Origin of the sequence: Undibacterium sp. GrIS 1.2 (assembly GCF_040544435.1) — a bacterium.
In the GTDB taxonomy this organism is placed as follows: domain Bacteria; phylum Pseudomonadota; class Gammaproteobacteria; order Burkholderiales; family Burkholderiaceae_D; genus Undibacterium.
Window position 1 is genome coordinate 38683 of sequence record NZ_JBEONP010000038.1, and the last position, 10764, is coordinate 49446.

The following is a 10764-nucleotide window of genomic DNA, read 5'->3' on the forward strand; positions in this document are numbered from 1 at the left end:
AGTAATCACTTCGATAACATCATGTCCACCGCCCAGCGAAAAATTATCCATTGCGATTGTGATTGCTTTTATGCCGCAATAGAAATGCGGGACGATCCGCATCTGCGCGATAAGCCGCTGGCCGTTGGCGGCAGAGCAGATCAGCGCGGTGTGGTGGCGACTTGCAATTACGAGGCGCGGCGTTTTGGCGTGCGCTCAGCGATGCCGACCTCATTGGCGTTACGGCGCTGCCCTGATTTAATCGTGCTGCCACCAACGATGGAGAAATACCGTATCGCATCTAAAGCGATTTTGGCAATTTATCGTGACTACACCGACTTGGTCGAACCTTTATCACTGGATGAAGCGTATCTGGATGTGAGCGATTGCACGCAGCACAAAGGGAGTGCGACCCTGATTGCGCAAGAGATACGGGCGCGGATTGCAGCCACGGTGGGCATCACAGCCTCCGCCGGTGTGGCGGCGAATAAATTTCTCGCCAAAATCGCCAGCGACTGGAATAAGCCAGACGGTCAGTTTGTGGTCTTGCCAGAAGACGCAGATAGTTTTGTGGCGGAGCTACCGGTCGCCAAATTATTTGGTGTGGGCAAAGTCACGGCTGCCAAATTACATGGTCTGGGTGTGCAATATTGCCGAGATTTACGTAGCTGGTCCTTACCCGATTTGCAGCAAAACTTTGGCAAGCTTGGCTATAACTTGTACCAGCTTTGTCGCGGCATTGATCATCGTAGTGTCTGCCCGGACAGCGAGCGGAAATCGGTCAGCGTAGAAGAAACCTACGCCCAGGATTTACCCGATCTGGCCGCTTGCCAAACAGAATTGCCTGCCTTATTTGCGATGTTGGTAGCGAGGATGAAACGAGTGCAAGCGGAGGACTACATACATAAGTTGTACGTCAAAATCCGCTTTGCCGATTTTCACCAGACTACCGCAGAATGTCGTGGCAGCAGCTTGGATGAAAGTAGTTTTGTCAGCTTGTTAGAGATCGCATTTGCACGCGGCCAACAACCCGTGCGCTTGCTTGGACTGGGTATGCGTTTAAGCGGCGCGGAGCAAGCGTCAACGACGGAGCAGCAATTGGTTTTGTTTGCGAATTAAATTTCTAAAAATAATATACTACCCGTTAGTATAATTAATTATCCAATTAATTACTGGCCATTAGACCAATTCCAATAAAAATTGGGGGGAGTATATTGATTAATGGGCTTATGACTGTACTAAACAACGGCAAAACAGCCTTCTGGCCAAGCCACATTCAGAGCAGAAAAATTCCCGACATTATCTACTTTTGAGCTGCGTCCAATTGCTGGAAATAGCTGTCTTCTAATTTTTGTGTATCGATTTTATTCAGCGCAAGATTGAAGGCTTTTTGAATTGCCAGCCCGCGCTCGTTGCGCTGAAAACAGATGTGCATAGAAAATTTTGCTAACTCATGAGGATAATATTCGATCCGGTTTTTGTCTGCCTGCAAACTCGGTTCCGACGCCAGCAGCTGATGCAAGACATACTTATCGATCACGATCACATCGACTCTATGCGCTAGCAATTTGCGCAGATTGCTGACATCGGAGGGTGCTGCATCGGTATCCAGCACCCGTTGTTTGACCATGGCATCAAACTCTTCTCCATTAGCGTAATCTTGCACAATACCGATTTTAATACCGCGTAAATCATTGAGCTTAGTCCATTGGAATGGTCGCTCTTTGAGATGCGCAAAACCCACTACGCTATGTCCTAACACGCCAGAAAAGTAGCAAGTTTTTTCGCGCTCTTTTAAGTAAAACGCTGGGAAATAACCCGCGTAATTAGGATCATTTAATCCCGCGTAAACGGTACGACTCCAGGGAGAATAACTAATTTTGGCGTCCATGCCGATTTGACGTGCCGCGACTTTAACGATGCCTGCGGTCAAGCCTTCTTGATGTAAACGTGAGCCTACATAAGGCGCCCACTCCAGACTGGCTAAACGCATCACTGAATTATCCGCGGCAAATATAGGCGACATCCCAAAGGCATACATCAGGATGGCAGTGACAGGAATACATCTGATCTTCAAGGCAATGACTCGGCAAAAGTGATGATGTAGTTTAGCGTAAGTTGTGCGGGTATTGCGCTAAGCTTATTCCTAAGTGTTGTGCTTTGGCAAAACATATATTTACTTCTGGCTCTGTGCTGTCAGAGCAAAAAAACAAGAGTCTTCAAAGTCAGCCAAAAACTATTTTGACTATATTAGTAATACTACGTAGCCTGAGTGAACTCGCTTCAGTAACGTTTTATTCATGTTTAAAAAATCGTGCTGGTAGCGGCAAAAAGCGTTCCGCCAGTTTGTGATAAAGCGGCGTCGGGCAGATGAATTTGGAGATTGCGCTGGCAATCACGGATGCTGACATCAGCGGCACCAACATTTGGTGACTATCCGTCATTTCCATCATGATGATGAATGAGGTCACCGGTGCGCGAGTCACACCAGATAAGTAGGCCGCCATCACCAATAATACGATCGCGCCATGGGTTGCCAAATTGGGGAATAGTGTCGCGATGTTATCGCCAATACCTGCGCCGACGGCGAGTGAGGGCGCGAAGATGCCACCGCTAATGCCGCAAACGGATGAGAGCAAGGTAGCAATCAATTTTGCTATCCCAAAATACCAGGGCAATGTGCCGCTGTCTTCCAACGTTAAGCGGGTAGATTGGTAGCCTGTGCCGAACACTAAGCCATTCGTGTAAATACCAATCAGGGCAACGATTAAACCGCAAACAGCGGCAAATAACAGCGCCCGGTTTCTGAGCAGATTCGCCAGTCGTGGCGGTAATCGTGACGATACTGATATCAATAATTGACTGAACAGACCACCAGCGCCACCGCCGATTATTCCGCATACCAAAATCGCCCAAACACCCGAGCGCCAATCAAGTTCCGCTCCGGTCGATCCAAAGTAGGTGTAATTACCCAGCAAAGATAATGAGATCAGGCCGGAGACGATCACGGTAATCAAAGTCGAGCTGTTCGCACTAAACGCATGCCGTTTACTCAGTTCTTCAATGGCAAACATAATGCCAGCCAGCGGTGTATTAAACGCCGCCGCAATCCCCGCAGCGCCACCCGCTAAAATCAGCGTCCGGCGGGCTTCAGCATTTTGAAAAGGACCACGTCCATAAAACATATGCATGATGGAAGCGCCGATTTGTACGGTGGGGCCCTCGCGCCCGATCAACGCGCCTATCGTCAACCCGCCCAAGGTCAGCAATATTTTTCCTATAGCGATACGCAATGACAGTAACTTGTTATTTTTAGCGGTATCGAGCGTATTAATGGCGGCAACCGTTTGCGGGATACCGCTTCCCTGCGATCCCGGGAAAAAACGCCTGCTCAGGTATGCCAGCAGCGCAAAACCTAGGGGCATAAAAATTAATGGAGAATAAGGCGCGGCTGTCAGTACCCAATTATTTAACTTACTGGCCTGCTCACCACCAAATGCCAAGCCGACGGCCATCGTCCCCACCAGCAAAGGACCTAAAATCCAGGCGGCGCCGCGATGCCAGATATCCACAATTCTAAAAATGAGGCTGGAAGAGAGCACCGGATAGCGCATTCTGAGGCGAGGAAATTGCATAATGGAACCTGTGACGCCTTTGGGTTGGCAGTGAAATAGAAGAGCGATATTTTTCTCAAAAATGACAGAATAAGTTTCGTCAAATTACATTTGTACAAATATAGATATGTTACACTTTAATCGCTGGAGATTTGCAATGACAAAAAAAATTGAACAAAAAAAAGACATCGTGAAAAACGCAGCAAAAGATCTAAAAAAGGTGATGGCGAAAGACAAAGCTAAACATAAACCGGAGGTGGCAGTTAGCGCCAACCTAAGGCTGGAAATTTTAAAAAAGCTTAGAATTGTTATTCGTGCAGCACAACAGCATTCGCTTTGGATAGAAAAACAATGTGGTGTAAACGGTGCGCAGTTATGGATTATTCAAGAGTTACATGAATCGACAGGTCTGCGCGTAGGTGAATTGGCGAAAAGATTGGCCATACATCAAACCACTACCAGCAATTTGTTAGATGGATTAGATAAGCGTGGCTATATCGTTAAGACACGCGATCCAAATGATCAAAGAGCCGTTGTGGTGAATTTGACAGAATCGGGAACTGGCTTACTAATGGCGGCCCCAAAACCTGCCAGAGGTTTGCTACCCGAAGCGCTCTTACAGCTAGACGATCCTTGTCTTGATGACTTGAATAATGGTTTGCAGGGTTTGCTGAACAGTATTGATATTCTGGATGAGGGTTTTGAGTTGTTGCCGCTACCATTTACGATGTAAACATTATTTACATGCTTAAAAGTTTTAAACCTTGCTTTGTTTTAAGTTCTTCACAGAGCATAATTTTTTAGCAGCAAATTACGATTCGACCCATCAATATTTTGATCGTTGAATCGTTCGATAGTTCGATAGTGATTAACCAATCAATCTGGTTCAAGGAGATATCCTATGTCATTGCATCATCTGCGCAGCCCCTTGCTAGTGGCTTTGATGGGATTGTGCTTATCGATATTGCTGGCACATGCAGACGACAAGCTTAATCCAGCTCCTGTTATCAATCCGGCTAAACCAACTGTGCCCGTCAGCCTGCCGGTGCATACACAACCTGACTGGTCCGCGCTTTCTCCCAAACAAAAAGAGGCGCTTGCACCTTTGTTGAGCGAGTGGAAAGGCATTGATGACATCAGAAAGAAAAAATGGGTGGAAATCGCCAATCGGTATGAGGGGATGAAGCCCGAGGAAAAATTTCGCGTACAAGAACGCATGCGCGCTTGGGTCAAGCTCACACCAGAGCAGCGTACGATCGCACGCGAGAATTACATACGGAGTGTGGCTCTTAAAGCACAGCAAAAGACCGAACAATGGAAGCAGTATCAGCTGTTAAGTGAGGCAGATAAAGAGCGGCTGGCATCAGAAAAACACAAAGCCAGGTTAACCAATCTGCAATCAAGTAGTTTAAAACCACAAAATCCAATATCGCCTTTAAAAGTGGTTTCTGCGCCTGCCAAAACTACGCCGGTCAATCCTGAAGCGCCCAATACTGCTTTAGCCAGTGAGCCTATGCGTCAATAAACTTAGAACTAGCAAATCAGATCTGATTACACCGATAAATATGTCGGTCGCATGGACTCATCGCCCGCCAGTTCTGGGAAGTGAAAATCTTATTTTGATAACAGAACCAATGCTCCTTCCCGCCTCTAGGTCAACATCGTCGTTGGCCTTTGCCCACTTTCACTGGCGCCACCACTTGTGAAAATCTATCTAGTAATCGCAAATAGGGATTGCCCGCCAAGATGCTTGAGACGGTCAGCATTTGTTGTTCGCTTCTGCTCATCTAGCCACCTGAACGACGCGGTATTTCTGCCAGATTGATCAGCAGACTAAACAATTTTGGTTCCCCGTTCGAGCCAAATTTCCCAATGCATCTGGCCCGGTCAAGGCGAATGGTCAGAGAATTCTGACTGATTCCTTTACTTCTTTCTTTTGATTTACAAGCAAACGAAATATTTTTAGATTATGATCGGCATCTATTGCATAAATTACGACTGTAATTTATATTAGCAGTGGAAGTTCCTTCTGATGAGAAAGAATGTGCTGCCGGAAGTGCGATGTGAAATGATAAGCTACATGCAAAGCTAATTTGTTGATAGCGCCGGATCATTCCACATGTGATTTGAAATTTGACAAGGATGTCTATGTTTTCCCAAGCACTTTCTAAATGGCTGGACAAGCGTGGTTTTCATTACGCCTGGATCATCGTCATCATTACCTTTATGACAGCGCTGTCGTCTTCGGCTGCGCTTGGCTTGCCCGGTGCACTGATGCAGCCATTGAGCAAAGAGTTTGGCTGGAGTGTTGATCAGATTTCTTCAGCGCTCGCGGTTCGTTTTGCCTTGTTCGGTCTGATTGGACCATTTGCAGCAATTCTGATGGAACGGTTTGGCCTGCGTAATATTGTGGTGACCGCACTAAGCTTGATCGCAACCGGCTTGATCTTATCAACCCGCATGACCGCGTTTTGGCATCTGGTTGCTTTGTGGGGCATCACGATAGGCATAGGATCGGGGTTAACCGCTTTGGTGCTGAGTGCGATCGTATCTAATCGCTGGTTTGAAACCCATCGCGGTCTGGTGATTGGTCTTTTGACGGCAAGCTCGGCGACCGGGCAACTGGTATTTTTGCCCGCGGCGGCATGGCTTACCGAGCATCTAGGCTGGCGCATTGCGGTGTTACCGGTGTCATTTAGTTGCGCTGTAGTAGCAATCGCTGCCTTCTTTTTCATGCGCAATCGTCCTTCAGAAGTAGGACTGATACCCTATGGTGCTGATCCGGCGATTGCCATCCCGCCAGTGGCGCCTGTTAAATTCAGTTTTAGTATGCCGTTTACAATTTTGCGTGAGGCGGCAAGTCAGAGAGTGTTCTGGATCTTGTTTGGCACCTTTTTTATTTGCGGCCTCAGCACGAATGGCTTGATCCAAACCCATTTCATTTCTTTATGTGGTGACTCTGGCTTGGCGGCGGTACCTGCGGCCTCTGTATTGGCCATGATGGGTGCTTTTGATCTGGTCGGTACCATCTTGTCTGGCTGGTTGTCGGATCGCTATGACAACCGTAAATTACTGTTCTGGTATTACGGTTTGCGTGGTTTATCCCTGTTTTGGTTGCCTTACTCCGAATTCACGCTGTATGGCTTGTCCTTATTTGCGATGTTTTATGGCATGGACTGGATCGCAACAGTACCGCCGACGGTCAGATTGACCACCGCCACTTTCGGTAAAGAACGCGCTGGCATGGTGTTCGGCTGGATATTTGCGGGACATCAACTTGGCGCCGCCGTGGCGGCTTATGGCGCGGGTCGTGTCAGAACATTGATGCTGACTTACAACCCAGCGTTGTACACGGCTGGAGCAGCATGCTTACTCGCCGCGCTGTTGGTGATGATGATTAAGCGGCGGGATTCTAAAGTAACCGAGCGTAAAGCAGCGTAAATTAATAGAGCATATTGAAAGCATTTTGTCGCTTTCAATATGCTCAATTTGCACAATATCAGGCTTGCTACTGGCTAAGCGCCTGACGCACAACACGTAAAAACTCATCGGACAGACCCGGCTCATTCACCGCACGTGACAGCATCAGCGCGCCCACCATGCTGGCATATGCGACTAAGACCGCATCACGCTTTTCTTGCGATGACTCTGCTTCTGCCAGTACAGTCAGTTGATCAAGCTGCTGACGCACGCCGTCAGTCAATGCATCACGCACTCCCGAAGAAAGTCGTGCCACCTCAGGGCCAAGAGCGACCACTGCGCAACCAGCACCCGGATTGTCACGATGCTTAGGTGATAGATAAGAGGCCGTGATTGCCTCGAACGGTGCATCAGGATGTTTGGCTGCAAGCCTAGCCCATGAGCTGGCAGAATTCTCAAAAGTACGCGCACAGGCCTCCACCATCAAATCTTCTTTTGAGTTGAAATTGCCATAGAACGCGCCATTAGTCAGACCGGCAGCTTTCATCAGATCGGCCACACCGATACCGTTATAGCCATGCTCACGAAACAGTTTGGCGGCAGTATCAACGACCCGCTCACGATTTTTCTCGGCCTGTTCTCTGCTAACTTTCATGATGCTTCCTTCTAATTACTGATCAATATTATTCATTACGATAATAATATAAAAACTATAGAACAGGCAGATATGCAGGCAAGTAAGCAAGTTGGCATATTCAAATGAAAAAAATCACTTGATTTCGTGACAGTGATCCGCTGTCGGAGCATTCAAAAATGACAACAATCAGTTGCGGCAGGACAAAAGCAAAAGGGTGTACGGTATAGAAATCGAACTTGTATTGCCGGCTTAGAATGACGAATATCTGGGTAATAAGTTATTAATAAACTTAACCCGTTGATTTAAAGAAGAAAAATGAGGTTTGATAGCAGTGACTATCGGCGCATACCAGCCGATATAAGCAAATTTAAGCAAAATTGATAGTTGAATTTGAACCAAGAACTGGTTCGAATGGTGCACCGACAGGAATCCTATGGTGCCTTAAAATCGTTGCTGCCATTAAGTTTAGATAAAAATTAGTGATGAAGTACCATGAAAAATACCAACAAAAGTATAAGCGTCTTTTCTGTTGCCAAACTACAACGCTGTGGTGTATGAAAAATTGAATAGCATAACCAAAGAATACTAGTCGTTTTGTATTTACATCATGCTCTTGTTTGTAGGTTAATAAATCATTTATATTATTACCATAAGTAAATTTTCTCTTAGTGGCATGCTATTAGATGCTGAATTTTTGCTCACCGACATCACGGAGTTCCAAATCCCGGCCGGCAAAGTGTATCTATCGCCGATGATCGATTGTTTCGACGGTCTGATCATCAGTTGGTCAATCGGCACGCGTCCGGACGCAGAGCTTGTCAATACGATGTTGGATGCGGCCGTAGAGACGGTTGCCATTAGAAACGACAGGCCCGTCGTCCACTCTGATTGCGGCGCCCACTATCGCTGGCCTGGGTGGCTATCGCGTATCGGCAATGCGAAGCTGATTCGCTCAATGTCGCGCAAAGGGTGTTCGCCCGATAATGCGGCATGTGAAGGCTTCTTCGGGAGGCTGAAAACGGAAATGTTCTATCATCGGGACTGGCGGACTACGACCATTGAGCAGTTCATTGAGGCGCTCGACTCCTACATCCGCTGGTACAACGAAAATCGGATTAAAATCTTCCTAGGTTCTCTCAGTCCTATCGAATACCGCGAGAGTCTCGGATTAATGGCATAAATCAGTCCAAGTTTTTGTCCGCATCCCAATTAACAGGAGTTATGCCGACTCAATATCGACCAGTCTAACACTGCCTGGGTAACAGACATTACCTATATTAGGACACACGAAGGCTAGCTCTATCTTGCTGTCATTATTGATCTTTATTCACGCGCAGTCGTAGGACGGTCAATGAAACCGAGGATGACAACCGATATTATTCTGGATGCATTGATGATTGCTATGTGGCGCAGCAAGCCAAAACAATCGGTGATGATTCATTTTAATCATGGAAGCTAATTTGATAGCAATGAATTTGCAAACTGGTGTAAAGATCATTGGACATCACTTTTTCAGATAGCGTGAAATTAACCTCGCGTCCCCAAGCGAAACAGAAAGCTCATCTGCGGCATCAAGTGATATGGCGGCAGAGTCACCGGTGACACTATCGACGCGGATCGGAAAACCGGCGATTCTTACATCCTTTGTGAACTGGTCAAGCTGGTGAGCCGTCGTACTTAGAATCTTTCCGTCTTGAATCCAAACTTCTTGAAATTGTATAGAGCCCGAAGTCACGCCGTTATAGATGATTCTCAAACTCCCAACACCCCAGCTATGGTCAGCCTTGCCAAAGGTAAATTTGACATCCTCAGGATAGGTTTGATAGGTGTAAGCAACGATCGAAGAGCTATCTGACGAATACCGCACAACTCTGTCGCATAGCATCCCGTCTTCGCGAACAAAAACAGCATCTTGTTTATACATAAGGACATGGTAGATATCGCCACTATTGGCTTTGAACCGATAGAGCGCCGTTTGCGCAGATGTGGGGTTATATGAGAAGCTGACAGCGAGCAAATTTGCTGAGTACTTGAATGGTTGCTGCGTACTTAACGAAACATCTCTCTGAATCAATTCAAGGTCGGAAACCAATATTGCGTCGCCCTTGGCGACAATTTTCTTGGATATTGTTCTTACAGATGTGTTGGTTAGTTTACGGATAAATTCAGGTTGCCCTATGAGCTGAGGACTGGACTGAAAATTCTGTACTGCTGTAGCGCCAGAGAGATCGCATTCTGGCAGCGGTGCTGCGAAGATATTTGCTGTAACTAGAGTAAGCGCTATGGCAATGAATTTCATGTGGGAAGAAGTTAAGTTAGTAGTGACACAGTTTGTGAGGCAGAGCTTGAAACATAAGCGGTCCTAAAAATGAAGCCGCATGTTTGCAGGATCTCATTGTCGAACTCGAAAAACACCGATTTGATATAGAAAATTATGACGTTAATATGAAAAATTAAATGCGCTAATTCGCTGAAAATGCATCCTATTTCTAGCGGTTACTCCGAGATACTGAATACGAGTAACCAGCGGCCTCCGCCGAAAATATCGCATCTGCTTTTAGCTATTGCACCTTTGAACAAAAGAGCAACTACTTGAGCATCGTTCGTTGATGACCAATCCAAAATTTCTTATGCGTATCTCCCATGAGACATCGTAGTTCCTTGATACTCAATCCGCTGACTTCATGCATGCGGATTAGTAGTGATGATCCCACAGGCAGGCGTCGATGACGAATTTTGCTAATAATCGGTGCCGACACGCCTAACTCTTGCGATAAGGCAGCATCATTTTTTAAATGCAATTGTTTAATCAAAGTATCGAACAAGTGATTCGGATTGTATTGAAACTCTTCGGCTTCATGGTCTAACAGGTGTTTCATAGCTTTATTTCTTCAATTACGATATTTAAAAATTCTTGCTTCAACTGTTGTAGAAAAAGTGCTTTACGATATTTCTCGTCCCATACATACAACCCAGACTCGGTCAATACCGCGTAACTCTGGCCGCCAGATGATCTCTAGTAAGCCCTCCATAAACCCCAGATAGCGAGCAGATTTCGTGATTTTTATCGATTTTCGTTCAAAGGTGTGATTCAGGAGAGCTGGCTTAATTTTC

At 46.4% G+C, this 10764-nt stretch carries 9 protein-coding genes and 2 pseudogenes; 6 read left to right on the top strand and 5 right to left on the bottom strand.

Going from position 1 to position 10764, the window contains the following annotated elements; genetic code table 11:
- The first annotated feature begins 21 nt into the window (after nt 1–21).
- Nucleotides 22–1098, top strand: coding sequence for a DNA polymerase IV (dinB, locus tag AAKU61_RS15775; RefSeq protein ID WP_354333781.1), 1077 nt, complete (start codon nt 22–24; stop codon nt 1096–1098).
- 184 nt (nt 1099–1282) lie between these two features.
- Here dinB and AAKU61_RS15780 read toward each other — a convergent pair whose 3' ends face one another.
- Nucleotides 1283–2056, bottom strand: a complete 774-nt coding sequence (locus tag AAKU61_RS15780) for a substrate-binding periplasmic protein (RefSeq protein WP_354333782.1) — start codon at nt 2054–2056, stop codon at nt 1283–1285.
- Between the two features lie 217 nt (nt 2057–2273).
- Nucleotides 2274–3614, bottom strand: coding sequence for a chloride channel protein (locus tag AAKU61_RS15785; RefSeq protein WP_354333784.1), 1341 nt, complete (start codon nt 3612–3614; stop codon nt 2274–2276).
- 136 nt (nt 3615–3750) lie between these two features.
- On the opposite strand from AAKU61_RS15785, the gene AAKU61_RS15790 reads away from it, so the two are divergent.
- The 3 genes from AAKU61_RS15790 (at nt 3751) to AAKU61_RS15800 (ending at nt 7034) form a co-directional block, all read left to right on the top strand.
- Nucleotides 3751–4326, top strand: coding sequence for a MarR family winged helix-turn-helix transcriptional regulator (locus AAKU61_RS15790; RefSeq protein ID WP_354333786.1), 576 nt, complete (start codon nt 3751–3753; stop codon nt 4324–4326).
- Between the two features lie 168 nt (nt 4327–4494).
- The gene (locus AAKU61_RS15795; RefSeq protein WP_354333787.1) at nt 4495–5118 is read left to right on the top strand and encodes a DUF3106 domain-containing protein; all 624 of its coding nucleotides are present in this window, start codon (nt 4495–4497) and stop codon (nt 5116–5118) included.
- A gap of 623 nt (nt 5119–5741) precedes the next feature.
- Entirely contained in the window at nt 5742–7034 is a 1293-nt protein-coding gene (locus tag AAKU61_RS15800; protein WP_322120793.1) for an MFS transporter, read from the top strand.
- A 67-nt stretch (nt 7035–7101) separates the two neighbouring features.
- Here the strand turns inward: AAKU61_RS15800 and AAKU61_RS15805 are convergent, their stop codons facing one another.
- The gene (locus AAKU61_RS15805; protein WP_354333790.1) at nt 7102–7668 is read right to left on the bottom strand and encodes a TetR/AcrR family transcriptional regulator; all 567 of its coding nucleotides are present in this window, start codon (nt 7666–7668) and stop codon (nt 7102–7104) included.
- A 679-nt stretch (nt 7669–8347) separates the two neighbouring features.
- Here AAKU61_RS15805 and AAKU61_RS15810 point away from each other — a divergent pair.
- Nucleotides 8348–8830 (top strand): annotated as a pseudogene (locus tag AAKU61_RS15810) (IS3 family transposase); the annotation flags it as partial.
- 66 nt (nt 8831–8896) lie between these two features.
- Nucleotides 8897–9106 (top strand): annotated as a pseudogene (locus AAKU61_RS15815) (DDE-type integrase/transposase/recombinase); the annotation flags it as partial.
- Nucleotides 9107–9154: 48 nt separating this feature from the next.
- Here AAKU61_RS15815 and AAKU61_RS15820 read toward each other — a convergent pair.
- Nucleotides 9155–9949, bottom strand: coding sequence for a hypothetical protein (locus AAKU61_RS15820; RefSeq protein WP_354333791.1), 795 nt, complete (start codon nt 9947–9949; stop codon nt 9155–9157).
- A gap of 289 nt (nt 9950–10238) precedes the next feature.
- Nucleotides 10239–10529 carry a hypothetical protein gene (locus AAKU61_RS15825; RefSeq protein ID WP_354333793.1) on the bottom strand — a complete coding sequence of 97 codons (291 nt, stop codon included), beginning with the start codon at nt 10527–10529 and terminating at the stop codon, nt 10239–10241.
- Nucleotides 10530–10764 lie beyond the last annotated feature (235 nt).

What these genes read in the sequence shown, in the direction of transcription:
- dinB (WP_354333781.1), top strand. Translation starts at nt 22, where the DNA reads ATGTCCACCGCCCAGCGAAAAATTATCCATTGCGATTGTGATTGCTTT.
- AAKU61_RS15785 (WP_354333784.1), bottom strand. Translation starts at nt 3,614, where the DNA reads ATGCAATTTCCTCGCCTCAGAATGCGCTATCCGGTGCTCTCTTCCAGC.
- AAKU61_RS15790 (WP_354333786.1), top strand. Translation starts at nt 3,751, where the DNA reads ATGACAAAAAAAATTGAACAAAAAAAAGACATCGTGAAAAACGCAGCA.
- AAKU61_RS15795 (WP_354333787.1), top strand. Translation starts at nt 4,495, where the DNA reads ATGTCATTGCATCATCTGCGCAGCCCCTTGCTAGTGGCTTTGATGGGA.
- AAKU61_RS15800 (WP_322120793.1), top strand. Translation starts at nt 5,742, where the DNA reads ATGTTTTCCCAAGCACTTTCTAAATGGCTGGACAAGCGTGGTTTTCAT.
- AAKU61_RS15805 (WP_354333790.1), bottom strand. Translation starts at nt 7,668, where the DNA reads ATGAAAGTTAGCAGAGAACAGGCCGAGAAAAATCGTGAGCGGGTCGTT.
- AAKU61_RS15820 (WP_354333791.1), bottom strand. Translation starts at nt 9,949, where the DNA reads ATGAAATTCATTGCCATAGCGCTTACTCTAGTTACAGCAAATATCTTC.
- AAKU61_RS15825 (WP_354333793.1), bottom strand. Translation starts at nt 10,529, where the DNA reads ATGAAACACCTGTTAGACCATGAAGCCGAAGAGTTTCAATACAATCCG.